Genomic DNA, 25,990 nt, shown 5'->3' with positions numbered 1-25,990 from the left:
GGCCGGCCGGCGTGTTGCGCTTCCCGGTGGGCGGGGAGCGGTCATCGGGTGCGGCCCGGGTGCAGGACTTCCAGAGCGGCAGCATCTGGTGGACCTCGGCCGGCGGTGCCCACGCCGTGCGCGGCGCGATCGGGAACTACTGGCTGTCCACGGGCGGTGTCGACGGGCCTCTCGGCGCGCCGACCGGGGACGAGACGCCGGCCGGCCCGGACAGCGCGCAGGCGTTCCGCAACGGCGTCCTGCACTGGTCGGCCGTGTCCTCGGTGCACCGGATGACGCAGCAGTTGCTCGACGCCTACGTCGCCAACGGTGCGTCCACCGGTCCTCTGGGCGCGCCGGTGAGCGACGTGTACGTGCGGGACGGCCGACAGCGTGTGGACCTCGCCCATGGCGCCCTCGTCGTCGTCGACGGCGTGGTGCAGGTTCAGCCGGCCTGAGCCAGGGCTTGGCGTCCCTCCCGGGGCCGCAGTCGGTGCGATCCGTCAGCCCGGTGGTGCGGGGAGCGCTCCGTTACAGTCGGGGCGCTCCCCCGGACGGTCGCGACCGAGCGGAGGTGCGAGAAAGGCGTGCTCCTCGCCCTCAGCGGCTCCCGCGGGGGTTCAGTGCGGTCCCTGGTCCCGTCACTCGCCCCCTGCCGGTGTCGGAGCCGGGGCAGGCCGTGGCGGCCGCCGCGCACCGGCACACGTGACCACCGCCATTCCGCTCCTGGGGTGTCGATCCACCGTGCCCGAGCCCCGTCCCACACCTCGAACCGCGTCCCCGACCTCAACCCGTCCCCCACACCACCCTGTACGAGGAGCCCCGTTGACGCTCGACATCATGATCCCGTTCTACGGCGACCCGGACATGCTCCGTGCCACCGTCCGGAGCGTGCAGGACCAGACCAGCCCCGACTGGCGACTGACCGTCGTCGACGACGGGTACCCCGATCCGACCGTCGCCGAGTGGTTCGGCGCGCTGGGCGACGCCCGCGTCACCTACGTCCGCAACGAGGTCAACCTCGGGGCCAACAAGAACTACGAGAAGTGCATTGACCTCGCCCGCGAGAGCGACGTCGTCATCCTCGGCGCGGACGACCTGATGCTCCCCGACTACGTGGCGGTCGTGACCGCGGCTCGGCAGGCCCATCCCGACGCGGCGGTCATTCAGCCGGGCGTCCGCGTCATCGACGAGCACGGCACCGAGGTGCGCACCTTGGTCGACGAGACCAAGAAGCGGCTCTACCAGCCCAAGCTAGGCCGACGGACGGCCATGGGTGGGGAGGAGCTGGCCCGCAGCTTGCTGCGAGGCAACTGGCTGTACTTCCCGGCGCTGTGCTTCGACGTCGCCAAGATCCGGGAGATCGGCTTCCGGCCCGGGCTCCACGTGGTCCAGGACCTGCAGCTCGTCCTCGACCTGCTCATGCGCGGCGAGACGCTGGTGTATGACCCCACCGTGTGCTTCGCGTACCGCCGGCACTCGGGGAGCGACTCATCCTGGCGCGCGCTGGACGGCACCCGCTTCGACGAGGAGCGCCGCTTCTTCCTGAACGCCGCCGAGGAACTCCAGCGCAGGGGCTGGCACCGTGCCGCCCGCGCGGCGCGCGTTCACGCTTCCTCGCGCCTGCACGCGCTGACCTACCTGCCGGCGGCGGTCCAGAAGCGCCGTCCCGACGCCGTCCGCACGCTGCTGCGCCATGGCTTCGGAGGGCTCCCCGGCTCGCTCCTCCTGCGCAAGCGCGCCTCCTGACCTCCCTCGTCGGGTCTCAGCCCTCGCTGCCCCCAGCGCCGTCCTCCTCGGGCAAGGTGCAGGCGCGCACCGGCTCGGTGGGCGCGTCGGTCAGGTCGACCTCGAAGACACGGACCCCGGGCGCACGGTGCACCAACTCCAGGGACGGCGAGGAGTCCAGCCCGCGCAGCCCCGTCAGCCGCTCGAAACCAGGGCGGACGTAGCCCGTTCCGAGGAAGACGTACTTGATGCCGAGATCCTCGACCGCCTGACGCACGGTCGGGGAGGCGTCCAGGCAGTTGAAGTGCTCGAGGAGCAGCCGCTGGGTCTTGCCCATGAGCGGCACGACGGGCGGGTTGATCACGTGACCGAACAGCGGACGCAGGCCGGTCTCCGCGAGAAGATAGGCCGATCCGTCGTTGGGGTCGTTCATGACCGTGCCACCGGTCGAGTGGTTGGCCAGCCAATGCATGGCATCGATCTCGTCCTGATTGAGCGTGTGATCGGTGCGGTGGTTGACTGCCACGCGCTCGTAGTTGCGCGGGGCGTAGAGCCCGTCCGAGGCCACGACGACGACCAGGAGCCCGGCGACGACCAAGGCGACGGGAACTGCAGGGTGGAGAACATGTCCTAGCCGTCCCCTCGTGACGCGCCGCAGCACCCGCTGGGCGGCATCTGCCGCACTGGAGAGGCCGAGCGCCGCCAGCGGCGCCAGCCCGATGACCGCCAGTGCCGCGAAGCGCCAGCGGTCGTTCCACCACGGGCCGGTCAGGTCCGCAACGAGCCGACTGTCGGATGACGCCGCCGCCACGAACAACCCGAAGGCGATTGCTGTGCCGCCTGTCCAGGCCCACAGCCAGGGGGCCCGGACCAGTGACAGGAGTCCCAGCAGGACGAGGAGCGCCAACCAGTACTGGGGTGCCCGGGTCCCGTGGTTGAGGAGGAGCAGATCCCCCAGCGCCTGACCGGTGCTGGAGATGGCCGGCCAATCGATCTCGGCGGCCTGACTCCCAGTGTTGAGAGCGCCACGGACGGCCGGCAAGGCCGTGACGAGCGCGGCCACACCACCGCCCACCAGGACGGCGAGGTCCCCGGGCACCGCCGACGGGGACCTCCACCAACGTACGACCAGGTACACCAGGACGAACAGCGCAGCCGACAGCGCCGTGCTCGGGTGCAGACCCAGGAGTCCGGCCGCACCCAGCGCGAACGCCAGGGTGGGAGCCGGGCCGCGACGGTGCAGTACCACGTCGAGCAGGAGGACGAAGGCAGGGATCAGCGCCACACCGATGGCGTAGGGCAGCAGCGGGCCGCGCCACAGCACGTCGTAGGGAAAGCCGGAGAACCCGGCGAGGAGGACCGGCGTGGTGGCCGAGACGGTCCATGGTGCGTTGAAGCGGTGCAGCAGGCCGGCCAGTCCCAGTCCCGCCACCAGCCCCACCAACATCGTCTGGCTGTTGAGCACTTCGAACACCCCAGCCCCGGTCAGGTCGCGGACGACCGCTCCCAGCGCGTGGTAGGAGTTCGGGTAGTAGAAGGACGTCGACTCCCATTCGTTGATCTGTGCCATCGCTGCCGGAGCAACGTCACCGGTGTCAGCGATCAGACGCACGGCATTGGCGTGAAAGACGTAGTCCCAGTCCTGGTTGAGCGCGTCGAGCCGTCCGAACGCGGCGCGGAACACGGCCGCCGCCAAAGCGCCGCCGAGGAGGACGCCGCCAATCACGGCACAGTCGCGCCGGCCGGGTCGGGTCGGGCGCTCGATGGACACCCGGCCTCGCCAGGACTGTCCGCGGCCGGTGACCACGCGCAACCCGATGATGACTGCCCCGGCGAGCAGTGTGGCTACGGCCAGCGTCCACGGCTCCCACGGGAACGAGACAAACGAGGCGACGGTGGCTGCGGTAGTCACCAGGCCGTAGGTGAGCAAAGGGGCGACAGCCAGCGACGTGGCTGGACGCAGACCGGTGAGCACGGCGAGCGCCAGTCCGGGAACGGCGAGAACCAGGAGGCTCATTGCGGGGACGAGGACGTCGTGCAGGCTCACGAGGACGGGTCCAGACTGTGTGGTCGGCCGCGCGGCCGGGTGGGCGATCGTCGCCACGGTACGACAGCAGGCATCGCATGCCGGGTTACCGACGGACCTGTCCGTCCACCTGGGACCGGCAGTCCCACGGGTCCCGCTACCCCCAGCGGGCACCGCCCAGGCGGCGGATCCGCAGGTAGCGTGGACCGCCGTGGCACTCGCACAACCGGCCGGACGGACGCTCGCCGCAGCCGTCGCGGACCTCAGGCGCGGCTGGGAGCAGCGGACGCTCTGGGGGCACCTGGGCTGGCAGGACATCCGCCAGCGCTACCGCCGCTCGGTCCTCGGCCCGATCTGGATCACCATCAGCATGGCGGTCACCGCCGTCGCGCTCGGGATCCTCTACTCGGGGCTGTTCGACATCGAGCTGTCGCGGTTTCTGCCGCACGTCCTCGTCGGGTTCATCGTCTGGAACTTCGTCAGCGGGTGCATCAACGAGGGCTCCGAGGTCTTCATCGCCAACGAGGGCCTGATCAAGCACCTGCCCGCGCCGCTGTCGGTGCACGTCTACCGCCTGGTGTGGCGGCAGACGCTGTTCTTCGCCCACAACATGATCGTCTACCTGGTCATGCTGCTGGTGTTCCCGCAGCCGCTGAGGTGGACGGCCGTCGCCGTCGTCCCGGCCTTCGTGCTGCTCGCCCTGAACGGCGCCTGGGTCTCCCTCGCCGTCGGCGTCATCACCGCGCGGTTCCGCGACATCCTGCCGATCACGCAGAGCGTCGTGCAGCTGGCGTTCTTCCTGACGCCGATCGTGTGGATCTACGACGAGCTGGTCAACAGCCCGAACCCCGCCATCGCCGAGCGGGCGCGGCTGGCCGAGTTCAACCCCTTCCTGCACTTCGTGGAGATCATCCGGCGACCGCTCCTGGGACAGGACCAGGAGCTGCGGTACTGGGTGGTCGTCCTCGCCATCACGGTGGCCGGCTGGGCCTTCACGATGTTCGTGCTGCGCCGCTACCGGTCCCGCGTCTCCTACTGGGTGTGAGCATGAACGACGTCAACGGGGCCGGCGCCGACGGCCCGATCGGGATCACGACCAAGGACGCGTGCGTCGACTTCCCCATCTTCGACGCCAAGAGCCGGTCGCTGAAGAAGACCGTCATGGGCCTGGTCGGGGGCAACATCGACAGCGGCGCCAAGGTGCCGGTCATCGAGGCCCTGCGGGACATCACCCTCACCCTCGAGCACGGCGCCCGGGTGGGCCTGGTCGGGCACAACGGCGCGGGCAAGTCCACGCTGCTGCGGCTGCTGTCGGGCATCTACGAGCCGACCCGTGGCCACGCCGAGGTGCGCGGCCGCGTCGCGCCGGTGTTCGACCTCGGTGTCGGCATGGACCCGGAGATCTCCGGCCTCGAGAACATCATGATCCGCGGGCTGTTCCTCGGGATGAGCCGGAAGCAGATGCAGGAGCGGGTCGACGACATCGCCGACTTCACCGAGCTCGGCGACTTCCTGCACATGCCGCTGCGCACCTACTCCACCGGCATGCGGGTGCGGCTGGCCCTCGGCGTCGTTACCAGCATCGACCCCGAGATCCTGCTGCTCGACGAGGGCATCGGCGCCGTCGACGCCGCCTTCCTCGAGAAGTCCAAGCAGCGGCTGGTCGAGCTCGTCGAGCGCTCGGGCCTGCTGGTGTTCGCCTCCCACTCCGACGAGTTCCTGCGCGAGCTCTGCGACACCGGCATCTGGATGGAGCACGGCCGGATCAAGCAGCAGGGCGACCTCGACGAGGTGCTGCGGGCCTACAAGGGCCTGCCGGCGTGAGCGCCGCGGTCCCGGCCGCGGGGGAGTGCGTCGTCGCCGTCGTCGTCACCCGGCACCGGCGGGAGCTGCTCGTCGAGAGCCTGGCCGCGCTGGCGTCCCAGACCCGCCGCGTCGACCACGTCGTCGTCGTCGACAACGGGCCCGACCAGTCGGCCGCCGACGTCGTCGCGGCCAGCGGGCTGCCGGCCACCCACCTGCCCAGCCGGCGCAACCTCGGCGGCGCCGGCGGCTTCGCCTACGGCATGCTGCACGCCCTCGCGCTCGGCGCGGACTGGGTCTGGTGCGCCGACGACGACGGCCGGCCCGCCGACGCGACCGTGCTCGCCACCCTCCTGGACGCCGCGCAGCGGCACGGCCTGGCCGAGGTCAGCCCGCTGGTCACCGACATGGCCGACCCGGACCGGCTCGCCTTCCCGCTGCGCCGCGGGCTGCGCTGGCGGCGGCGGCGCAGCGACTTCGCCGGCCTGGACCTGCTGCCGTCCTACGCCTCGCTGTTTAACGGGGCGCTGTTCCGCGCCGAGGCCCTCGACGTCGTCGGCGTCCCGGACTACCGGCTGTTCTTCCGCGGCGACGAGACCGAGATCCACCGGCGGCTGCTGCGCGCTGGCCTGCCCTTCGGCACCTGCACCCAGGCGGCCTACCTGCACCCGGAGGGGACGACGGAGTTCGCGCCCATCCTCGGCGGGCGGCTGTCGGCCCAGTACCCGGCGAACGACGTCAAGCGGTACTTCACCTACCGCAACCGCGGCTACCTCATGGCCCAGCCGGGCATGCGCTGGCTGCGCCCACTGGAGACCGTGCGCTTCGGCTGGTTCTTCCTGGTGTCCCGCCGCGACCGCTCCGGCTGGCGGGAGTGGCGGACGCTGACACGTGCCGGCCGACAGGAACGGCTCACCCGGCCCTGAACCACCGCACCGGCACACAACGAGGCCCCCGACGAACAGTTCCCGTCGGGGGCCTCGCTGTGTGTGCCGGTCACTCAGACCCGGGTGTAGCCCCACTCCTCGAAGGCCTTCGTCCAGTTGTCCACGGAGGTCAGGTCCGGGGCGGCGGCCCGGTACCGGCGCTGCAGGTTCGGGAACTCCTGGGTGAGGCGGCGCAGGAGCCGCACCGACTCGGAGAACAGCCGCCGGAAGGTCTTCGGGTCCCGGCGGCGGAAGGTCACGCCACGTCCGTCGGCAGTGCCCACGGTGGCGCTGTCCAGCCGGGCCAGGAGGAACCACTGGGCGTCCTGGTAGGCCAGGTCCAGCTGCGGTACCTCCCGGGTGACCGGGTCGACCGGGGTGGCGTTGTGTGCGATCGCCTTCAGCAGGGTGGAGCCGATCTGCAGCGGGTTGACCGGGATCTTGCGGAAGCTGATCGCCTGAGCAGCCGGCATCGACGGCAGGGGGAGTTCACCGGAGGAGGCGAGGACGCGTCCGTCAGGGTGCATGGCCCGCCGCTCCCGAGCCCGCACCACCGAGGCGGGCATGTCCTCGAAGAGCCGCTCGGGACCGGCGAGGAGGTCCCGGTAGGCCATCTGGTGCAGTTCGACGGTCGCGTACTGCAGCGTGATGAGGAACCGCAGATCGGCCTTAAGCATCTCGCGGAAGAGCTTGCCCCCGTGCGGGTGTGGTGAGTGAAGCGCAGCGGCGATCAGTCTATTGCGGATGTGGAAATAGGCCTGCCAGTCACTGGCATCGTCCTTGTCACCCCAGGAGAGGTGCCAGATCGCCGCGCCGGGCAACGATATCGTCGGGAAGCCGGCGGCGAAGGCACGCAGACCGTATTCGGCGTCGTCCCACTTGATGAACACCGGCAGAGGCATCCCCACCGCCTCGAACACCGGCCGGGGGATCAGGCACATCCACCAACCGTTGTAGTCCACGTCGATCCGGCGGTGCAGTGCCGGCGTCTCGCGCAGCGACTCCTCACCGAAGTCGTGGAAGTACTCGGTGTTGGGAGCGTTCCGCCAGAAGAAGTTTGACCGGTCGACGATCTCACCCATGGCATGGAGCACCGAGCGGTCCTGCAAGGCCAGCATCTGCCCGCCGACGAGCATCGGCGCCTTTCCGAAGGCGGCGAAGGCGCGCGCCCGCAGGAGGCTGTCGGGCTCCAGCTGGATGTCGTCGTCGAGGAGTACCACGTGAGTGGCGTCACTGTTGACGAACGCCTCGTGGATTGTCCGGGAAAAGCCACCACTGCCGCCCAGGTTGGGCTGCTGGATGATCCGCAGCCGGTCACCGAGCCCTTCGGCGACCACCGGGTAGCGCGCCGCATCGCGGACGTTGCGGTTGCCCTGGTCGGCAACCACGACGAGGTGCAGCTGGTCCCGGACGGTCGCGTCTTCGCTGAGGGCCTCGAGCGCGGCGACGGCGTCGACCGGCCGGTTGTAGGTGCAGATGCCGACGGCCAGCCGCGGCTCCTCGGCCGGCGGCTGCGGCGCGTACCAGCCCGCGTCGCGAACCGTGGTCGGCTCGTCGGTCGTGACGTCGAACCAATACCAGCCGCCGTCGGCGAAGGGGCCGAGGTCGAGCTCGAACTCGAGCGTCCGCTCCGGACCCTCGTGGAGTGCCCCTGTGACATGCATCGACTCGCCGTCGGCCTTCGACCGATAGACGTCGATGCGGCAACTGCCCGAGACGGTCAGACGCAGCACGACGGAGGACAGGACGCTCCACCGGCGCCAGTAGCTAGCAGGGAAGGCGTTGAAGTAGGTGGCGAAGGACACCTCCCACCCGGCGTCGAGCTCGGCGGTGAACCTGTCACGGGCCTTCGCCCGACCCGAGTTGACCTCGTCCAGGTAGAGGCTGCGCACCTTGAGTTGGTCGGCGGGACGGGGCATGAGCACCCGCTGGAGCAGCTGCACACCCTTGTCTGGAGTGAGCTCCTCGGCAGTGGGTTCGGCGACCGCGTCCGGGATGACTGGTTGATCCGAGGCGCTCAGTTCGCTGGTCATGGTCGGGTCAGTCCTCCAGACGACCGTCGAGCGAACCGCCCTCGTCGAAGAAGGGGCGGATGCGGTTGTCGAACATGCTCAGCGCCGACCCGATCGCCATGTGCATGTCCAGGTACTTGTAGGTGCCCAGCCGGCCGCCGAAGAGCACACGCTTCTCCGCGGCCTCCTTCTTGGCCAGCTCGCGGTAGCGCTCGAGCTTGGCGCGGTCCTCGGGCGTGTTGATCGGGTAGTACGGCTCGTCGCCGGTCTCGGCGAAACGCGAGTACTCGCGGACCACGACCGTCTTGTCGGCCGGGTACTCCCGCTCGGGGTGGAAGTGCCGGAACTCGTGGATCCGGGTGAAGGGCACGTCCTCGTCGGCGTAGTTCATGACCGAGGTGCCCTGGAAGTCGCCGATCGGCAGGACCTCCGTCTCGAAGTCCAGCGTGCGCCAGCCCAGCTCACCGGCCTCGTAGCCGAAGTACTTGTCGATCGGGCCGGTGAAGACGGTTGGCACGTCGGCCGGCAGCTCGTCGCGCACGTCGAAGTAGTCGGTCGACAGCCGCACCTCGATGTTCGGGTGGTCGGCCATCTTCTGCAGCCACGCGGTGTAGCCGTCCTTCGGCAGGCCCTCGTACGTGTCGTTGAAGTACCGGTTGTCGAAGGTGTAGCGCACGGGGAGGCGGGCGATGACCGCGGCGGGCAGCTCGGTGGGGTCGGTCTGCCACTGCTTCTTGGTGTAGCCGCGGATGAACGCCTCGTACAGGGGGCGGCCGATCAGGGAGACCGCCTTCTCCTCGAGGTTCTGCGCGTCGGCGGTGTCGATCTCACCGGCCTGCTCGGCCACCAGCGCGCGGGCCTCGGAGGGGGAGTAGCTGCGCTCGAAGTACTGGCAAATCGTGGCCAGGTTGATCGGCAGGGAGTAGGTCTTCCCCTGATAGATGGAGAAGACCTTGTGCTGGTAGTTCGTGAACTCGGTGAACTGGTTGACGTACCGCCAGACCCGCTCGTTGGAGGTGTGGAACAGGTGGGCGCCGTAGACGTGCACCTCGATGCCGGTCTCGGGCTCCGGTGCGGAGTAGGCGTTCCCACCGATGTGGTCGCGTCGGTCGAGGACGAGCACGCGCTTGTCCAGCTGGCTGGCCACCCGTTCCGCGACGGTCAGTCCGAAGAAGCCGGAACCGACGACGACGAGGTCAGGTCTCGCTGAGGTCACGCCTGGCGACTGTACCGGCGAAGGGTCCCCGGGCTCGCGTCGTCGACTGGTCCGGACGGGCTTTCGTGACGGGACCGTCCCCCACGTCCCACCGGCCCCACGCTCCCCCGAGCGATGGTGCTCCGCGTTGGGTCGATGCGCACCTCATAGAGTCGGAGCGTGTCCGGCTCTCCCTACGTCCTCCCGCTGCGTGTGGTCGCGGTGACGTACTCCCCGGGGGAGGCGCTCGAGTGCTTCGTGTCCTCGCTGGGTGAGGCGACGACCCGGCCCGTCGAGGTGGTGCTGGCCGACAACGGGTCCACCGACGGTGTCCCGGAGCGGGTCGCCGCCGCGCACCCGCACGTGCGGCTGCTGCGCACGGGCGGCAACGTCGGCTACGGCGCGGCGGTCAACGCCGGCCTGGCCGGGGCCCCGGGGCGGTACGCGCTGGTGGCCAACCCCGACGTCCGCTTCGAGCCCGGGTCGGTCGACGAGCTGCTCGCCGTCGCCGCCCGCTGGCCGCGCGCGGCCACCGTCGGCCCGGCCATCCGCACCCCCGAGGGCGAGCTCTACCCGTCGGCGCGCGAGCTGCCGCGGCTGTCCACCGGCGCCGGCCACGCGCTGGTGGGCTGGGCGTGGCCGGGCAACCCGTGGACGGCGCGCTACCGCCGCGAGCGCGAGGCGCCGCGCGAGCGCACCGCCGGCTGGCTGTCGGGCTCCTGCTTCCTCGTCGACCTCGAGGCGTTCCGGGCGGTGGGCGGCTTCGACCCCGGCTACTTCATGTACTTCGAGGACGTCGACCTCGGCCGGCGGCTGGGGCGCGCGGGCTGGCTGCACGTCTACGCGCCGAGCGCCGTCGTCGTCCACGAGGGCGGGCACGCCACCCGCCGGGAGCCGCACCGCATGCAGCGGGTGCACCACACCAGCGCGCTGCGCTACCTCTCCGGCCAGTACCCCGGCCCCCGCAACGCCCCGCTGCGGGCCGCGCTCCGGGCCGGCCTCGGCGGCCGGATGCTCGTGTCCTACGTCAGCGGGCGGGTCGCCGCCGGGGCCCGCTTCCAGCGCCGCGCCGACGACGTCGGCCGGGCCCGTCGAGGAGGCACGGCATGAGGCACGCGGTGGTCATGGCCGGAGGCTCGGGCACGCGGCTGTGGCCGCTGTCGCGCGTCGCCCGGCCCAAGCAGCTGCTCGACGTCCTCCAGGACGGCGACGGCCCTCCGCACAGCCTGCTGGCCGAGGCCTTCACCCGGCTGGAGGCCGTGCTGCCGGCCGAGCGGATCTGGGTGTGCACCGCGGCCCGCTACGGCGCCCAGGTGCGGGCCGCCCTGCCGCGGCTGCGGCCGGACCGGCTGGTGCTCGAGCCGGTCGCCCGCGACACCGCCAACGCCGTCGGGCTGGCCGCCGCCCTGGTCGCCGAGGCCGACCCCGACGCCGAGCTCGCCGTCGTGAGCGCCGACCACGTGATCCGCCCGGTCGAGCGGTTCGCCGCCACGCTGACCACCGCCTTCGACGCCGTGACCGCGCGGCCGCGGGCGCTGGTCACCCTCGGCATCACGCCGACGGCCCCGGCGACCGGCTTCGGTTACGTCCGCCGCGGCCCGGCCACCGAGGTGCCCGGCGTCGCCGAGGCCGCCGCGTTCAAGGAGAAGCCCGACCGCGCCACCGCCGAGGCCTACCTGGCCTCGGGTGAGTACCTGTGGAACTCCGGCATGTTCGTCTGGCGGGCCCGCACCGTCCTCGACGCGCTGGCCGACCACCTGCCGGCGTCGGCGGAGGGGCTGGCGCGGGTCGTGGCCGCGCCGGCCGGCGCGGAGCGCGACGCCGTCCTCGCCGAGGTGTTCCCGACGCTGCCGAAGACCAGCGTCGACTACGCCGTCCTCGAGCCCGCGGCCACCGAGCCCGGCCGGGTGCTGGTCGCCGACCTCGACGTCGAGTGGCTCGACGTCGGCTCGTGGCCGGCGCTGGCGCAGACCCTCTCCCCAGTCGACGGGAACGCCGTGGGAGGGCTCGCGGTGACCCTCGACAGCGCGGGCAACATCGTGTTCAACGACGACCCGGGGCACCTCGTGGCGCTGGTCGGGGTCCGCAACAGCGTCGTCGTGGCCACCGCCGACGTCACGATGGTCTGCCCGGTGTCCGACGCGGAGCGGGTCAAGCAGCTGCTGGCCGCCGTGGTGCAGCGCCTCGGGTCCCGCTACAACTGACCGGTGCGGCACACGAGCGCGACCGGTCGGCTCCAGGTGCCGGGACGCGCGCTCGCTATCCTGCCTGGCGGTCGTCCGGACGTTGTGCCGATGACGTGGGGACCAGAGCGGACACCAGGTGGGGGGACGAGTCGGTGCGCGCCAGCGTGTGCATGGCGACCTACAACGGTCAGCGCTTCGTGGAGGAGCAGGTCAGGTCCGTCCTCGAGCAGTTGGAAGCGGGCGACGAGATCGTCGTCGTCGATGACGCCTCCCGGGACGGGACCGTGGACGTCGTCGAGCGTCTGCAGGACCCCCGCATCCGGCTGTTCCGCCACGAGCGGAACGTGGGCTACATCCGCACCTTCGAGGAGGCCCTGACCCGCGCGACCGGCGACGTCCTGCTCCTCTCCGATCAGGACGACGTCTGGCTGCCGGGACACCGTCAGGAACTCGTGGAGGCGGCGGGCAGGTCCGGCGTGGCGGCATCCAACCTCACCATTCTGGGACGGGACGGCGGCTTCCCCGGGCCCTACGGGCAGCGTGACTGGGTGCTGCGGCGGAGCGACTCCGGCCGGACGTGGCGCAACCTCGCCGGCCTGTTCGCCGCCACCCGGCCTTACTTCGGCTGCGCCATGGCCATCCACGAGTCGATGCGGGAGACGGTGCTGCCCTTCCCGGCATTCCTCGACGAGAGCCACGACCAATGGATCGCGGCCTGCGGCAACGTCGTGGGCCGCATGGAGCACGTCGAAACGCGGACCGTCGCCCGACGGCTGCACGACGCGAACACCAGTTCGCCCCGGCCCCGGGGCGTGCAGCAGGTCCTCCACTCCCGTCGCCTGGTCGTTCAGATGGTGTTGGAGGCACGGCGGCGCACCGGTGCCTGACCCCCCTCGGTGCCGGTCAGCGGGGGACCGAGGGCCTGTGCGCCAGGTGCGGCCCGCGGAGGGCTAGCAGGTGGAGGACGGACCCGACGAGCGGTCCGACGACGAGCGCGAGGGCCGTGCGGGTGGACAAGCCTGCCGGCAGGAGGGCCAGGAGGGCGAAGGACACCGCGCCGGCCAGCAACCAGCCCCCGCTGAACAGAGTGTGCCGAGCACGGGCCAGGGCGGCGCACCCGCTGACCATGAGCCAGGCCGTGCACGCCGCCCCGAAGGTCAAGGCCCCCAGCGTCGCTCCCGAGAGAGTGAAGTCCGCCCCGAAGAACAGGCGGACCAGAGGCGGGCCGAGTACGGCCGCGGCCGCGGTGATGGCCATGGCCGCCGCACCCAGCAGCAGCACGGGCCGACGCAGCGCGGCAGAGGTGCTCCTCTGCTGCTCCACGAAGTAGACGATCACAGCGCTCTGGAACGAGGTCAGAGGGACCAGGAACGGGGCCCGGGTCAGCGTGACCGCCAGGATGACCGGTCCCAGGGCCGCGCGCTCCTCGTCGGGGGTGGTGGCCGACAGCAGCACGGGGAAGCCGACGATGAGGATGGCCGCCGCCGTCGCGGCGGCCATGGCCTGCAGCGTCCGGCGCAGGAATTGAGCCAGCGGGACGTCGGCACGGAGCCGCGTCGCCCGGCGGGCGTCGCGGGACACGGCCAGGGTCACCAGCCAGCTCAGGGACCCGGCGATGGCGACCAGGAAGAAGGCGATCGTCCCGCCGCCCCCGGCGGCGACGACCGCGGCGGCGATCAGGCGTGCTGCCGCGTCGAGTCCCAGCATGCCGGCATAGGCGCGCCACAGCCCCGCGCCGGACAGGATGCCGGACAGGGCGGCCTGCGGGGCGAGTGAGAGCGTCGACCCGGCCAGGAGCCACAGGGCAGGGTCCGGGTGCTCGGAGATGATTCGGTCCACCCACAGCGGGGACGTGATGATGAGCCCGCCCGTGAAGACGGCGCCGAGGACCACGGAGACTAGGAAGGGGGTGGGAGCCAGCCGCGGGTGCCACTCTGTGGGCAGTTCTGCGCCGGTGCGGATCGCCCGGGTCGTCTCCTGGACGAGGCCGCCGAGGATCCCGGCGATCGCGAAAAAGAGAGCCCAGAAGACAGCGAAGACCTCGTAACGGGTGCTGCCCAGTGCACGCGCCGCCACGACCGTGACCAGGTACCCCGAGCCCGCGGCGAAGACCGTGGCCGCGGCCATGGCCGACATCCCGCGGCGCAGGCCGCCGGCCTCGCCCGCGGCCGGTACGAGCTGCGGCAGCGGGCCGGTGTCGGAGACCGGTACGGCCCCCGGTGTGGGAGGGCGTCTTGGAGGCGCGGGGTCGGCTCCCCGTCCTCCCCGCCCGAACCGCACGGGGACTAAGTCTCCCACAGGAAGCGGCCGCCTTCCGGGAGCACGGCGGACCAGCGGTCCCCGCACCGTGCGCCGCCGGGACCGACGCCTAGCTGTAGTGACCACGAGCGTTGTTGACGGTGTAGCGGGCTGTGACAGCGAGGAGACCTCCGGGTGAAGGTGTGGGTGCTGACGCCGCACCGACAACCCGGAGGTCCCGTGTCCCACGCTAATGCCCGCCTGACCGTGCACGGCCGGGCCGAACTGGTCCGCCGGGTGGTCGAGCAGGGCCGCCCCATCGCACATGTGGTCGTCGAGCTCAACCTCTCGCGGGCGACCGGCTACAAGTGGCTGGCCCGCTGGCGGGCCGAGGTTTGGCCGGGCTGGCCGATCGGTCGAGCCTGGCCCATCGGCTGCCGGGCAAGACGCCGCCGGTGGTGGAGGCCCGCGTGCTGGCGCTGCGCAGCGCCCGCAAGCTGGGGCCGGCGCGGATCGCGCCGCTGGTCGGGCTCGCGCCCTCCACGGTGCACGCGGTGCTGCGCCGGCACGGGGTGCACCGGCTGGCCTGGCTTGATCGCCCGACCGGTGTCCTGGTGCGCCGCTAGGTGTACTGACCGGGCAGGTTGGCCAAGCGGCTGATGGGTGGATGGCCGCCGAGCGCGGTGTGGGGCCGATGGTGGTTGTAGGCGTGTAGCCAACCAGGAAGGGCCGCGCGGCGGTCGGCTTCGCTGGTGAACAGCTGGGCGAAGGCCCATTCGCTGGTCATGGTCCGGTTGAAGCGTTCGACTTTGCCGTTGGTCTGCGGGCGGTAGGGCCGGGTCCGCTTCGGGCTGATGCCGAGGTCGGTGCAGGCGGCGGCCCACGCGCGGCTGCGGTAAGAGGCACCGTTGTCGGTGAGCACGCGGCGGGCGATGACGCCGCGGGCGGCGAACCAAGCCGTCGCGCGGTGCAGTACGCCGGCGGCGGTGGCGCCGAGCTCATCGTCGTGGATTTCGGCGTAGGCCAGCCGGGAATGGTCGTCGAGCACGACGTGGATGAAGCCGTGGCGCATCAGCGGGTGGCGATAGCGGCTGCGGGCCCGGCCGCCGTCGCGATGCCGATTGGCCGAGCCTTGCTCGCGGCCGAGGAACCGCCAGCCACCGCCGTCGGGGATGTTGCCCAGCTTCTTCACATCGGCGTGCAGCAACTCGCCGGGCGCGGCGTGCTCGTAGCGGACGACCTGCTGCTCCCGGCGCTGGAGCCGAGACAGCCGGCTGATCCGACAGCGACGCAGCACCGCTCCGGCGGTGGAGGGCGCCACCCCGGTCTCGGCGGCCAGTCGGACCGCTCCCCAGCGCTTGCGCAGCCGCAGCGACACGATCCGCTTCGTCGTCGCCGGATCGGTCCTGGCCGGGCTGGAGTGGGGCCGACTGGGCCGGTCGACGAGGCCGGCCTTGCCCTCGGCCCGATAGCGCTCGGCCCACCGGTCGACGGTCTTCCAGGACACGCCGAAGAACTCCGCCACGCGACTCTTGGGCCAGTTCTCCTCGACCACGAGCTGGGCCACCCGCAGACGCTGGCGCGGGGTCAGGACGGCATTAGCGTGGAGCACGAGGACCTCCGGGACTCGTGGACTGGATGCCTTCAGCAGCTCCACTCCACGCCCGGAGGTCCTCCCGCCACAAGATCCGTCAGCTAGATCCCGTGGTCACATGCCCTCGACCAACGTCTCCGGTCAGTACAGCTAGGAGCGGGCCCGCCCCGGCGAGTTGATACACGTCGACGTCAAGAAGCTCGGCGCCATCCGCCCCGGCGGCGGCTGGCGCGCTCACGGCCGAGGGTCAAGCCAGGAACTCGACCGCCGCCGCGACCTTCGGGCCGGCCGCCGGGTCGGCTTCGACTACGTGCACCGCGCCATCGATGACCACACCCGACTGGCCTATGCCGAGATCCATCCCGACGAGACCGCCGCCACCTGCGCGGCGTTTCCGCGCTCGGCCGCGGCCTGGTTCGCCGCGACCGGGATCGACCGGGTCGAGCGCGTGATGACCGACAACGCGATGGTCTACCGCACCAGCCGGGCCTGGCACGGCGCCCCGGCTGACCTGGGCGCCGCAGCCCGGTTCACCCGCTCCTACCGGCCACAGACCAACGGCAAGGCCGAACGGTTCAACCGCACCCTCGCCGACGAGTGGGCCTACAACCGTCCCTTCATCAGCTCCGCTGAGCGCGCTGCGACCTTGCCCGGCTGGCTACACACCTACAACCATCACCGCGGCCACACCGCACTCGGCGACGCTCCACCACTCAGCCGCATCACGGTCGACAACGCGGTCGGGCACTACACCTAGCGGCCGGACCGGCGCACTACCGGCTCGCCGCCGCTCTGGGGGAGGTGCACGCAGCTCAGGTGCAGCACCTGTCACACCGGTCCCGCGGGGTCCTCGCCTCCCGTCCAGAGCGGGTTAGCGTGACCGTCGACGCCGGCACGGGACCTCGTCCCCTGCGCACCGGGCGTCCGGTCGGCCCCACTGAGGGCCGTGAGTGTCGCCCGTCACGAGGAGCAACTGTTGACCGCCATCCGGTCCCTCCCGCCCGCCGGTCCTGCGCCGGCGCGAGCGCTAGCATCCCGGTCGATGGCTTCCCAGCACGGTGACCGTGGCGAGCAGCTGGGCATGCAGCCGCAGCTGCACCTGGCGACCTCCGCTCAGCGGGACGGGCGGGCACCGGGACCGTGGGACGACACGGTCGTCGTGGTGCGCGTCTACAACGAGGCCGCCGTCGTCCGAGGCGTCATCGAGGAGCTCGTGCGGGCAGGTCTGCGGGTCATCGCGGTCGACGACGCCAGCACCGACGCCTCGGCCCGGGAGATCGACGCCGCCGGCGCGCTGCGGGTCAGCCACCCGGTCAACTTGGGCGCCGGCGGTGCGCTCCAGACCGGGTACGAGGCCGCCCTGCGCTTCACTGATTCCCTTTACATCGGCTGCTACGACGCCGACGGCCAGCACCAGCTCGGTGACCTCCTGTCGATGATCGAGCGCATCCGACAGGGCTATGACGTCGTCATGGGCTCGCGCTTCCTCGACTCACGCACCTCGATGAGCCCTCTGCGCCGGTTCATCCTCCGCATGGCGACCAAGCTGATGAACCGCAAGTCCGGCACGCGACTCACCGACGCGCACAACGGCCTGCGGTTGATCACCCGCGACGTCGCCGCCCGCATTCGGCTCTCGCACACCGGCATGGCCTACGCCTCCGAACTTGAGGAGCAGCTGACCAGCCCCGACCTGAGGGTCGTCGAGCACCCGGTGCACATCCTCTACACCGACTACTCGCGGGCGAAGGGGCAGCCGCTGCTTAACAGCGTGAACATCCTGGCCGATACGATCGCCCACCGGATCAGCAATGGGGGCCGCTCATGATCATCAAGTTCCTGCTGGTCCCGGCGCTGATCGTCGCGGTCTGGGCCTCGCTGCGCTCGCGTGCCTCGCTCCGCGGCCAGGCCCGCCGCAAGCTGCTGGCCGCGCTGACCGTCGTCGCCGGTGTGCTCGCAGTGATCTTTCCGGACGCCACCCAGTGGGCCGCCGACGCTGTCGGCGTCACCCGCGGCACCGACCTTCTGCTCTACGTCCTCGCGCTGGTCCTCATCTACCTGGTGGGCAGCACCAGCGTGCGCTTCCGAGAGCAGGAGTCCCGGCTGGTCCGGCTGTCCCGTCAGGTCGCCTTGGCCGAGGCCGAGGCCCGCATCGGGCTCGGCGTGACCCCGGGCTTCGGCGGTCCCGCGCAGCGCGCGCCCAAACAGCCCCTGGTGTCCGGCGCGACCGCGGTGGAACTCGACGACCGACCGCAGGTCGCGCGGAACTGACCTGCCCCGGAGGGCTGTACGCCGCCGAAAAGGCGGCGTGGTGTGATGCCTGTCATGAAGACTTTCGACGTCGCAGCTGTCGTGTCCGGTGGGGCCTCCGGCCTCGGGGAGGCCACCTCCCGTGCGCTCGCCGCGCGCGGTGCCGCGGTAACGATCCTCGACCTCAACGAGGAGCGCGGGAAGGCGCTGGCCGACGAGCTCGGCGGGCACACGACCTTCGTCCGCACCGACGTCACCGACGAGTCCCAGGTGGCCGCCGCGATCGAGGACGCCACCGGCAAGGACCGGCCGCTGCGCGTCGCGATCAACTGCGCGGGCATCGGCTGGGCGCAGCGCACGGTCGGCAAGGGCAACACGCCGCACGACCTCGACCCGTTCCTCCGCACGGTGATGGTCAACCTGGTCGGCACCTTCAACGTGCTGCGCCTGGCCGCCGCCGCCATGGCCGCCACCGAGCCGGAGGAGGACGGCGAGCGCGGCGTCGTCGTCAACACCGCCTCGATCGCCGCCTTCGACGGCCAGATCGGCCAGCTCGCTTACAGCGCCTCCAAGAGCGGCATCGTCGGCATGACCCTGCCGGCCGCGCGCGACCTGTCCAGCGTCGGCGTGCGGGTGTGCACCATCGCCCCCGGCCTGGTCGACACCCCGTTGCTCGGCGGCCTGCCCGAGGAGGCCCGCACCGCGCTGGCCAACGGCATCCCGTTCCCCAAGCGGCTGGGCCGTCCCGACGACTTCGCCCAGCTGGCGCTCGCCATCGTCGAGCACGGCTACCTCAACGGCGAGGTCATCCGGATGGACGGCGCGCTGCGCATGGCCCCCCGCTGATCCCCCGGAGATCCGTGTGACCGCTGCACCGCCGGCCCCCACCCGGCCGGCACCCGCACCTCCCGACGTCCTCGCCGGCGCCGACTTCACCGACTGCTGGCGGCCGGACTGGCACTTCGACCTAGGGGCGGTGCTGCGCCCCCACCAGCGCAGCGCCGGGGACCCCGCGATGCAGTGGGACGGGGACGCCGTCTGGCGGACGACGACCACCCCGTTCGGGCCGGCGACGGTGCGCGTCACGTACCGCGGCGGCGAGGTGCGGGTGCAGGCGTGGGGCCCGGGCGCGGAGTGGGCCGGCACGGCGGTGCCCGGCTGGCTCGGCGCGTTCGACGACTGCGGGGGCTTCGACCCGGACTGCCACCCGTTGGTCCGCGAGATCGCCTGGCGCACGCCCGACCTGCGGCTGGGCCGCACCGGCCGCACCTGGGACGCGCTGGTCCCGGCGGTGCTGGAGCAGAAGGTCACCGTCGTCGAGGCGCACCGGGTGTGGCGGGCGCTGCTGCGGCTGGCCGGCGACCCCGCGCCCGGCCCCGCCCCCGAGGGCATGCGGGTGCTGCCCTCGCCGCGGCGGCTGCGGGAGGTCACCGACTGGGAGTGGCACCGCTGCGGCCTCGACGGCGCCCGCCGGCGGGCGCTGCTGCACGTGGCGTCGGTCGCGCACGCGCTCGAGCCGGACGACGGCTGCGACTCGCCGACCCTGCAGCGCAAGCTGCGCACGGTGCCGGGCATCGGGGTGTGGACCGCGGCCGAGGTCGTCCAGCGCACCCACGGCTGCCCCGACACCGTCAGCTACGGCGACTTCCACCTGAAGAACCTGGTGGGCTGGTCGCTGGCCGGCCGCAAGACCGACGACGACGGGATGATGGAGCTGCTCGAGCCCTGGCGCGGGCACCGGCAGCGGGTGGTGCGGCTGCTGCACGTCGGCGGGAGCATGCCGCCCCGCCGCGGACCCCGGATGGCGCCGACCGACTACCGCCGCTTCTGACCGCGGAGGCGTCCTCCGTCAGGGGCGCGGGTCGTCCAGCAGGCGCAGCAGGTAGTCGCCGTAGCCGCTCTTGCCCAGGGGCCCGGCGGCGCGGCGCAGGCCGTCGTCGTCGAGCCAGCCCTGCCGCCAGGCGACCTCCTCGATGCAGCCGATCTTGAGGCCCTGCCGCTCCTCGACCACCGAGACGAACTCGGTCGCCTGGCGCAACGAGGCGAAGGTCCCGGTGTCCAGCCACGCGGTGCCGCGGTCGAGGACGGTGACGGTCAGCCGGCCCTGCTGCAGGTAGTGCTCGTTGACCGCGGTGATCTCGAGCTCGCCGCGGGCGCTGGGCCGGATGCCGCGGGCCACCTCGACCACCGAGGACTCGTAGAAGTACAGCCCGGGCACGGCGTAGGAGCTCTTCGGCGTGGCTGGCTTCTCCTCAATGGAGAGGACCTTGCCGCCCCCGTCGAACTCCACGACGCCGTAGTCCTGCGGGTTGGCCACGTGGTAGGCGAACACGTGGCCGCCGTCGGGGACGGGCAGCCGTCCCAGCGCCGTCCCGAGGCCCGCGCCGTAGAAGATGTTGTCGCCCAGGACCAGCGCCACGGCCTCGTCACCGACGAAACCGGCGCCGATGAGGAAGGCCTGTGCCAGCCCCTCCGGCTTCTCCTGCACGGCGTACTCGATCCGCATCCCGAGCCGGCTGCCGTCGCCCAGGAGCGCCCGGAACGCGGCCTGGTCGCCGGGGGTGGTGATCACGAGCACCTCGCGGACGCCGGCCATCATCAGGGTCGACAGCGGGTAGTACACCATCGGCTTGTCGTACACAGGCATGAGCTGCTTGCTCACCGCCTGCGTGATCGGGAACAGTCGGCTGCCGGTACCACCGGCCAGGATGATGCCGCGCATGCTCGGGACGTTACCGATGGTGTCGGTCAGCTCGCCGCTTGGTCACCGCGCAGCTGGGCGTATCGGGCGGTGCACTGTTCCATAGTCGGGAGGATTCCCCGGTTCCGGGCCTCCTCCAGAGTGGGTGCCGCCTTGTCCTTGGCCGACAGGGAGAAGTCGAGGTCGCTCGGCCAGGGCAGGTCCAGCGCCGGATCCAGGGGATGGATGCCGAACTCGCGCCCGGGCGAGTACCTCGTCGAGACGAGATACGTGACGGAACTGTGGTCTGCCAGGGACACGAAGGCGTGCCCGAGTCCCTCGGACAGGTAGACCGCTCGAGGCTGTTCACTGTCGAGCACCACGGCGTCGTGGGCCCCGAAGGTCGGCGAGCCCACCCGGATGTCGACGATGACGTCGAGGACCCGGCCGGCGGGGCAGTAGACGTACTTGGCCTGCCCTGGCGGCACGACGGCGAAGTGGACACCTCGTAGGACGCCTCGGGCGGACACGCTGTGGTTGGCTTGGGCGAGCGTCAACCCGAAGCCGGTCGCCGAGGCGAGCACGTCCGCGCGGTACCACTCGGTGAAGCGGCCGCGGGGGTCCCCGTGGGGAACGAGGTCGATGCGGTAACTGTCCGGTACGGCGAGCTCACGGATCTCCACCAGGCGACCGTAACGAAACCGGCCTCCTCGCTCAGGTCCGCACGGAGCCCAGCCACAACCTCCCGACGAGTGAGGACCCGCCCGGGGTGCCGACCGGCTCCCACCGGGTGGCCCAGCCCTCGGCGTGCAGCTGGACGAGCACGGCCCCGATGTGCGCGCCGAGGTTCAGCGCGGCGGTGACCGTGGCGCGCTCGGGGAGGTGGACGTCGACCACGCCGTCGCCCTCGCCGCCGTGCCGCAGCACCACCGGGAACTCCGGCAGCGCGGCGCTGGCCACCCGGAACGCCTCGGCGACCGCCTCGCGGTCCCCGGGCCGCGGCACCAGGTCGCGGACCGGCTGCCGGCTGGCGACCAGGTCGCGGCTGCCGTAGGGGAACAGGTCGCCGGGGCCCAGCCGCACCAGCGGCCGGGTGCCCGTGTCCTCGGCGGGCACCTCGAACCGGAGCCCCCGCACGACGGCGACCGGCACGCCGTCGAGCTTGCCCTTGACGAGGTCCGCGGCCGCGGCGACCTCGTCGACGACGGCCGTCTGCGTCGTCTCCAGCCGGTTGCCGTGCGCGTCGACCGCGCCGCGGTGGTCGGTGAGCGCCGCGATCCCCGCCGAGCCGACGGCGACGTCGGTCAGCCCCTCCCGCCAGGTGCGGCCGAAGGTGTCGCTGACGACCACCGCCACCTCGACGCCGAGCAGCGCGCGCAGCCGGTCGCGCAGCCCGCGGGCGGAGGCGTCGGCGTCGGCGGGGAGCAGGACGAGCGAGTCGCCGGGCACGTTCGAGGCGTCGACGCCGGCGGCGGCGACCACCCAGCCGTGCCGCGTCTCGACGATCTTCAGCGGCCCGCGCCGGGCGACGACGCGGACGCTCTCGTCGTCGATCGCCCGCTGCCGCACCGCCTCGCGGTCGGCGCCCGGCGGCACCGGGACCACCCGGCCCTCCACCTTGGACACCACCTTGGAGGTCACGACGACGACGTCGCCGTCGGCCAGCCACGGCGCGGCGCCGGCGACCGCCCCCGCCAGGTCGTCCCCGGCGGTGAACTCCGGCAGCCCCCGGACGGGCAGGACCCGCAGACCCCCGGCCGGTTCAGCCATCGACCGAGACGCCCGCGGCGTCCAGCGCGGCCCGGGCCATCGCGGCCGTGGCCTCGGGGGAGCTCATGAGCAGCGGCACCGCGCGCACGTCGACGCCGGGCACCTCGGCGCGGTCGCCGGTGTGCACCAGCCAGGCGTCGAGCAGACCGCCGTCGGACCGCGCGCCGTAGTGCCGCCCGACGCCCTCGGCGCTGACCTCGACGCCGAGCACCGGCAGGCAGCGGTCGGCCATGCCGCGGACGACGTCGCCGCCGACGACGGGGGAGATCCCGACGACCCGGCCCGGGGTGGCGCGCAGCGCGTCGCGCAGGCCGGGGACGCCCAGGATCGTGCCGATCGACACCACCGGGTTCGACGGCGCCAGCACGACGGCGTCGGCGCGGGCCAGCGCCTCCACGACGCCCGGTGCCGGGCGGGCCTGCTCGGCGCCGACCTGGACGAAGGCGTGCGGCTCGAGCCCGGCGCGGTGGCGCACCCACCACTCCTGGAAGTGGATCGCGCTGCGCCGCCCGCTGCCGGGGTCGTCGACGACGACGTGCGTCTCGACCCGCTGGTCGCTCATCGGCAGCACGGTGACCCCCGGCTGCCAGCGGTCGGCGAGCGCGGCGGTGACGTCCGACAGCGGGTAGCCGGCGTCGAGCATGCGGGTGCGGACGAGGTGGGTGGCCAGGTCGCGGTCGCCCAGGCCGAACCAGGTGGGCTCGGCGCCGTAGGCGGCCAGCTCCTCCTTGACCGTCCAGGACTCGCCGGCCCGGCCCCAGCCGCGCCCGGGGTCGATGCCCCCGCCGAGGGTGTAGACGACGGTGTCGAGGTCCGGGCAGATCCGCAGCCCGTGCATCGTCACGTCGTCGCCGGTGTTGACCACCGCGGTGACCGACGAGGGCGGTGCCACCTCCCGCAGACCGGTCAGGAACCGGGCCCCGCCGACGCCTCCGGCGAGCACGACGATCTCCACGAAAGTCATCGTCCCCCATGGGCACTTGTCCACTGTTCGACGGGCGTGTCGGCTGCGTGGACGAGAAGTGACGAACGGCGTGTGACGGGTGGGGCCCGTGTGGTCAACCGCTTACACCGGGCGAAGTTGACGCTCGGGCAACGACACGCGTGTAATTCCCGCGGTGTGCGGCGCGGAGCAACCGCGTCCGGGACGAGAGCGAGAGGGGACGCATCGTCATGGCAGAGGTCTCGTGGCTGAGTGACTACGTCGGCGGGTCGGAGCGGGGCTCCCGCAACAGCGGGCCGGCCGACCAGGGCCTGATGGGGCTGCTCGGCATGGGCCTGGCCGACGACGTCCAGTCCTGGCAGGAGCGCGCGCTGTGCGCCGAGACCGACCCGGAGGCGTTCTTCCCCGAGAAGGGCGGTTCCACGCGCGAGGCGAAGAAGATCTGCACCGGCTGCGAGGTCAAGGCCGAGTGCCTGGAGTACGCGCTCGCCAACGACGAGCGGTTCGGCATCTGGGGCGGGCTCTCCGAGCGGGAGCGCCGCCGCCTGCGCCGCCGCGCCATCTGACCCCCGGCGTCCGGGGACGGACGGGACCGCCCAGCACACCGGCGTGCGACGTCCCCCGACCCCTCCCACAGCCCCCGACCACAGCCCCCGACGGCACTGCCGCCGGGGGCTGCGTCGTCCCGGCGGCGTCCCGGCGGTGTGGTCGGATGACCCGGTGACCGGAGCGGACAGGGACACCCGGACGGCGCTGGGCCGGGCCCGCGTGGTCCGCGAGGTCCGGGCCGCCGTCCCGCTCGCCCGGGACCTCGCCGTGCCGCTGACCGCCGCGGCGCCCTGGCTGACCACCGTGCTGTCGGTGCAGTCGGCGCACCCGCGACCGCGGCTGGTCCCCGCCGCGGTCGTCGTCGAGCCGCGCTGGTCGGGCCGGCCCGACGCGCTGGCCCTGCTCGCCCTCGCCACCGCCGGCCCGGTGGTCACCGCGACCCTGCTCGGCGACGGCCTCCCGGTCCCCGGCGGCCGGCCGCCGGCGCGGCTGCTGGCCCGCGACGACGACGCCGCCGAGCGCCTGGCAGCGGGCGTGCTCGGCCTGCTCACCGGGCTGCGCCGGCCCTGGCGGCTGCGGCTGGCCGGGCTGCCGCTGGGCGACCCGACCGTGCGGGCGCTGGCCCGGCTGCGCCCCGACGCCCGGGTCGCCACCTCCCGCAGCACGCTGCTCGTCGACGGCCTGGACGACGTCGCGCCCGGCCGGGTCGTCCGCAGCCGGGACCCCCGCGACCTCGACCGCGCGCTGCCGGCCCTGCTCGCCACCGCGCCCGACGCGCGGGCCCGCGACCTCGTCCGCGCGGCCGCCCGGCTGCACGCCGCCCTCGGCCGGGTCGAGGTCGCCACGGTCACCGACGGCGGGCGGCTGAGCGCCGGGCTGCTCACGCTGGTCGACGGCGCGGACCGGCTGCCGTGGTGGGGCCGCTCCGGGATCGGCGGGCTGGACACCGTCCGGGGCGCGCCGCTGGTCGGCGTCGCGGTGTCCGGTCGCGGCCGGGTGCTGCGGCCGGTGCTGGACCGGGCGGCCCGGCTGGTCCCCGCGCTGCCGGTCAGCCGGCGACGCGGATCCGGCTGAGCGACGGGTCGGGCAGCGCCTCGGCCCGCTCGGTGCCGAGGAACAGCGTCCCGTCCGCCGGGGCCTCGCCGCCGTCGAGCCCACCGGCCGGGGCCACGGTGACGCTCAGGTCGTAGACCCGGCCGGTGTACGCCGGCGGCGTCGCCGCGGGCCGGGTGTAGGTGGGGAAGCGGCCGGCGAGCCGCAGCGCGTCGCCGTCGCGGGTGACGGTCAGCGCCGGGGTGGGCAGGTCGGCGTACTCGACGGGGACCGGCGTGCACCCGGCCGCCTCCGGGTCCGCGGGCGCGGTGGTGCTCAGGCAGTTCCAGGCGGGCAGCAGCACGTGCGCCAGTGCCGTCCCGTCGGTCCCGACGCTCACGCTCACCGACGGGTAGCCCACGGTGACGCCGACCGCGCGCCGCTCGAGCACCAGCCCGCCCAGGGCCAGCCGGGCGGCGACGCCGGCGTCGCCGAGGGGCACCGACCGCGCGGCGAGCAGCCCCGCCCCGCGCTCGCCGGGCAGCGGGTCGGCGGGGACGGGGGGCAGCTCGGGCCGCGCGGGAGTGGGGGAGGCGGGCGGCGTGGACGGCCCGGGGACGGCCGGTCGCGGCGCGCCGCCGGCCACCGGCTCCCCGCGGTCGCCGCCCAGCGCGACGCCCGCGAGGACGGCGACCAGCGCGAGGCCCGCGGCGGCCAGCGCGGCCACGGTGCGGGCGGACGGGTCGGGTCCCGGCGGTGCCGCCGGCGCGGGGGCCGCGGCCGGTCGCGTCTCCGGGACCGGGGTGCCCGGCGGCGCCTCGAGGAACGCGGGCAGGTCGTCGACGGCCCAGTGGGGACCGGGCGGCCGCTCCGGCGGCGGGGGCCGCTCCTCCTGCCGCGGCCGGGCCGGCGCCCTCCGCCGGCTCAGCGCCAGCCCCGCGACGACCGCCGCCAGCGCCACCAGGGCCACGCCGAGCACGACCCAGGGGGCGACCGGCGCGGGGGAGTCCATCCCCCCGAGCATCCCAGGGGCCGCCCGGGGGGATCCCGTGCGGCACACCGGGCCGCCTGACACGATC

The 25,990-nt window shown here is 72.9% G+C and carries 24 protein-coding genes and 2 pseudogenes; 16 read left to right on the top strand and 10 right to left on the bottom strand.

The window, feature by feature from the left end:
* Together ACI8AB_RS16125 and ACI8AB_RS16120 are read left to right on the top strand one after the other, a co-directional pair.
* A partial coding sequence (locus ACI8AB_RS16125) for an LGFP repeat-containing protein (protein WP_456950928.1) occupies nucleotides 1-437 on the top strand: 437 nt, incomplete at its 5' end.
* A gap of 367 nt (nucleotides 438-804) precedes the next feature.
* The gene (locus tag ACI8AB_RS16120) at nucleotides 805-1,728 is read left to right on the top strand and encodes a glycosyltransferase family 2 protein (protein WP_456950927.1); all 924 of its coding nucleotides are present in this window, start codon (nucleotides 805-807) and stop codon (nucleotides 1,726-1,728) included.
* A gap of 16 nt (nucleotides 1,729-1,744) precedes the next feature.
* Here ACI8AB_RS16120 and ACI8AB_RS16115 read toward each other — a convergent pair whose 3' ends face one another.
* The gene (locus ACI8AB_RS16115; protein WP_456950926.1) at nucleotides 1,745-3,811 is read right to left on the bottom strand and encodes a DUF6541 family protein; all 2,067 of its coding nucleotides are present in this window, start codon (nucleotides 3,809-3,811) and stop codon (nucleotides 1,745-1,747) included.
* A gap of 133 nt (nucleotides 3,812-3,944) precedes the next feature.
* On the opposite strand from ACI8AB_RS16115, the gene wzm reads away from it, so the two are divergent.
* The 3 genes from wzm to glfT1 are packed head-to-tail and all read left to right on the top strand — an operon-like array spanning nucleotide 3,945 to nucleotide 6,462.
* Complete coding sequence (gene wzm / locus ACI8AB_RS16110; RefSeq protein ID WP_387991416.1) at nucleotides 3,945-4,778, top strand: galactan export ABC transporter permease subunit Wzm/RfbD; 834 nt, start codon at nucleotides 3,945-3,947, stop codon at nucleotides 4,776-4,778.
* 2 nt (nucleotides 4,779-4,780) lie between these two features.
* On the top strand, nucleotides 4,781-5,557 hold the full coding sequence (gene wzt, locus ACI8AB_RS16105) for a galactan export ABC transporter ATP-binding subunit Wzt/RfbE (RefSeq protein WP_456950925.1): 777 nt from the start codon (nucleotides 4,781-4,783) through the stop codon (nucleotides 5,555-5,557).
* On the top strand, nucleotides 5,554-6,462 hold the full coding sequence (glfT1, locus tag ACI8AB_RS16100) for a galactofuranosyltransferase GlfT1 (protein ID WP_456950924.1): 909 nt from the start codon (nucleotides 5,554-5,556) through the stop codon (nucleotides 6,460-6,462). Before wzt ends, glfT1 begins: the two co-directional genes overlap by 4 nt.
* A 74-nt stretch (nucleotides 6,463-6,536) precedes the next feature.
* Here glfT1 and ACI8AB_RS16095 read toward each other — a convergent pair whose 3' ends face one another.
* Nucleotides 6,537-8,495: a glycosyltransferase gene (locus tag ACI8AB_RS16095; protein ID WP_456950923.1), complete on the bottom strand. Its 1,959-nt coding sequence runs from the start codon at nucleotides 8,493-8,495 to the stop codon at nucleotides 6,537-6,539.
* Between the two features lie 7 nt (nucleotides 8,496-8,502).
* Nucleotides 8,503-9,690, bottom strand: coding sequence for a UDP-galactopyranose mutase (gene glf, locus ACI8AB_RS16090; protein WP_456950922.1), 1,188 nt, complete (start codon nucleotides 9,688-9,690; stop codon nucleotides 8,503-8,505).
* Nucleotides 9,691-9,849: 159 nt separating this feature from the next.
* Between glf and ACI8AB_RS16085 the strand changes: the two genes are divergently transcribed.
* The 3 genes from ACI8AB_RS16085 to ACI8AB_RS16075 all read left to right on the top strand — a co-directional run bounded on the left by ACI8AB_RS16085 (nucleotide 9,850) and on the right by ACI8AB_RS16075 (nucleotide 12,742).
* A complete protein-coding gene (locus tag ACI8AB_RS16085; protein ID WP_456950921.1) occupies nucleotides 9,850-10,779 on the top strand; it encodes a glycosyltransferase family 2 protein in 930 nt (309 codons plus the stop codon).
* Entirely contained in the window at nucleotides 10,776-11,873 is a 1,098-nt protein-coding gene (locus ACI8AB_RS16080) for a mannose-1-phosphate guanylyltransferase (protein ID WP_456950920.1), read from the top strand. Before ACI8AB_RS16085 ends, ACI8AB_RS16080 begins: the two co-directional genes overlap by 4 nt.
* Before the next feature lie 152 nt (nucleotides 11,874-12,025).
* Nucleotides 12,026-12,742 (top strand): glycosyltransferase, encoded by a 717-nt coding sequence (locus ACI8AB_RS16075; protein ID WP_456950919.1) that lies wholly within the window; start codon nucleotides 12,026-12,028, stop codon nucleotides 12,740-12,742.
* Nucleotides 12,743-12,758: 16 nt separating this feature from the next.
* Here ACI8AB_RS16075 and ACI8AB_RS16070 read toward each other — a convergent pair whose 3' ends face one another.
* Nucleotides 12,759-13,982 carry a hypothetical protein gene (locus tag ACI8AB_RS16070; RefSeq protein ID WP_456950918.1) on the bottom strand — a complete coding sequence of 408 codons (1,224 nt, stop codon included), beginning with the start codon at nucleotides 13,980-13,982 and terminating at the stop codon, nucleotides 12,759-12,761.
* Nucleotides 13,983-14,333: 351 nt separating this feature from the next.
* On the opposite strand from ACI8AB_RS16070, the pseudogene ACI8AB_RS16065 reads away from it, so the two are divergent.
* A pseudogene (locus ACI8AB_RS16065) lies at nucleotides 14,334-14,716 on the top strand (leucine zipper domain-containing protein); the annotation flags it as partial.
* On the opposite strand, the gene ACI8AB_RS16060 reads toward ACI8AB_RS16065, so the two are convergent.
* Nucleotides 14,716-15,705 carry an IS481 family transposase gene (locus tag ACI8AB_RS16060; RefSeq protein ID WP_456950931.1) on the bottom strand — a complete coding sequence of 330 codons (990 nt, stop codon included), beginning with the start codon at nucleotides 15,703-15,705 and terminating at the stop codon, nucleotides 14,716-14,718. The pseudogene ACI8AB_RS16065 and the gene ACI8AB_RS16060 sit on opposite strands and share 1 nt — an antisense overlap.
* A gap of 136 nt (nucleotides 15,706-15,841) precedes the next feature.
* On the opposite strand from ACI8AB_RS16060, the pseudogene ACI8AB_RS16055 reads away from it, so the two are divergent.
* From ACI8AB_RS16055 to ACI8AB_RS16035, 5 genes and pseudogenes are all read left to right on the top strand, one after another.
* Nucleotides 15,842-16,444, top strand: a pseudogene (locus ACI8AB_RS16055) (integrase core domain-containing protein); the annotation flags it as partial.
* A gap of 285 nt (nucleotides 16,445-16,729) precedes the next feature.
* Entirely contained in the window at nucleotides 16,730-17,515 is a 786-nt protein-coding gene (locus ACI8AB_RS16050; RefSeq protein ID WP_456950917.1) for a glycosyltransferase family 2 protein, read from the top strand.
* The gene (locus tag ACI8AB_RS16045) at nucleotides 17,512-17,958 is read left to right on the top strand and encodes a DUF2304 family protein (protein ID WP_456950916.1); all 447 of its coding nucleotides are present in this window, start codon (nucleotides 17,512-17,514) and stop codon (nucleotides 17,956-17,958) included. Before ACI8AB_RS16050 ends, ACI8AB_RS16045 begins: the two co-directional genes overlap by 4 nt.
* A gap of 54 nt (nucleotides 17,959-18,012) precedes the next feature.
* Nucleotides 18,013-18,783, top strand: coding sequence for an SDR family NAD(P)-dependent oxidoreductase (locus ACI8AB_RS16040; RefSeq protein WP_456950915.1), 771 nt, complete (start codon nucleotides 18,013-18,015; stop codon nucleotides 18,781-18,783).
* A gap of 16 nt (nucleotides 18,784-18,799) precedes the next feature.
* Nucleotides 18,800-19,768 (top strand): DNA-3-methyladenine glycosylase family protein, encoded by a 969-nt coding sequence (locus ACI8AB_RS16035; RefSeq protein ID WP_456950914.1) that lies wholly within the window; start codon nucleotides 18,800-18,802, stop codon nucleotides 19,766-19,768.
* Between the two features lie 18 nt (nucleotides 19,769-19,786).
* Here ACI8AB_RS16035 and rfbA read toward each other — a convergent pair whose 3' ends face one another.
* Genes rfbA through cofD form a run of 4 tightly spaced genes read right to left on the bottom strand, consistent with a single transcriptional unit; the run spans nucleotide 19,787 to nucleotide 23,342 of the window.
* Nucleotides 19,787-20,659, bottom strand: coding sequence for a glucose-1-phosphate thymidylyltransferase RfbA (gene rfbA / locus ACI8AB_RS16030; protein ID WP_456950913.1), 873 nt, complete (start codon nucleotides 20,657-20,659; stop codon nucleotides 19,787-19,789).
* 26 nt (nucleotides 20,660-20,685) lie between these two features.
* Nucleotides 20,686-21,300, bottom strand: coding sequence for a dTDP-4-dehydrorhamnose 3,5-epimerase family protein (locus tag ACI8AB_RS16025; RefSeq protein ID WP_456950912.1), 615 nt, complete (start codon nucleotides 21,298-21,300; stop codon nucleotides 20,686-20,688).
* Between the two features lie 31 nt (nucleotides 21,301-21,331).
* Nucleotides 21,332-22,387 (bottom strand): coenzyme F420-0:L-glutamate ligase, encoded by a 1,056-nt coding sequence (locus ACI8AB_RS16020; protein WP_456950911.1) that lies wholly within the window; start codon nucleotides 22,385-22,387, stop codon nucleotides 21,332-21,334.
* Entirely contained in the window at nucleotides 22,380-23,342 is a 963-nt protein-coding gene (cofD, locus tag ACI8AB_RS16015) for a 2-phospho-L-lactate transferase (RefSeq protein ID WP_456950910.1), read from the bottom strand. The genes ACI8AB_RS16020 and cofD overlap by 8 nt, the downstream gene beginning before the upstream one ends.
* Nucleotides 23,343-23,644: 302 nt before the next feature.
* On the opposite strand from cofD, the gene ACI8AB_RS16010 reads away from it, so the two are divergent.
* Entirely contained in the window at nucleotides 23,645-23,896 is a 252-nt protein-coding gene (locus ACI8AB_RS16010) for a WhiB family transcriptional regulator (protein WP_456950930.1), read from the top strand.
* A 154-nt stretch (nucleotides 23,897-24,050) separates the two neighbouring features.
* The gene (locus tag ACI8AB_RS16005; protein ID WP_456950909.1) at nucleotides 24,051-24,953 is read left to right on the top strand and encodes a hypothetical protein; all 903 of its coding nucleotides are present in this window, start codon (nucleotides 24,051-24,053) and stop codon (nucleotides 24,951-24,953) included.
* Here ACI8AB_RS16005 and ACI8AB_RS16000 read toward each other — a convergent pair.
* Nucleotides 24,928-25,923, bottom strand: a complete 996-nt coding sequence (locus tag ACI8AB_RS16000; protein ID WP_456950908.1) for a hypothetical protein — start codon at nucleotides 25,921-25,923, stop codon at nucleotides 24,928-24,930. The two genes, ACI8AB_RS16005 and ACI8AB_RS16000, sit on opposite strands and share 26 nt — an antisense overlap.
* Nucleotides 25,924-25,990: the final 67 nt, after the last annotated feature.

It is taken from the genome of Geodermatophilus sp. SYSU D00698, from assembly GCF_054050335.1.
This window is presented reverse-complemented; position numbering and strand designations above follow the sequence as displayed.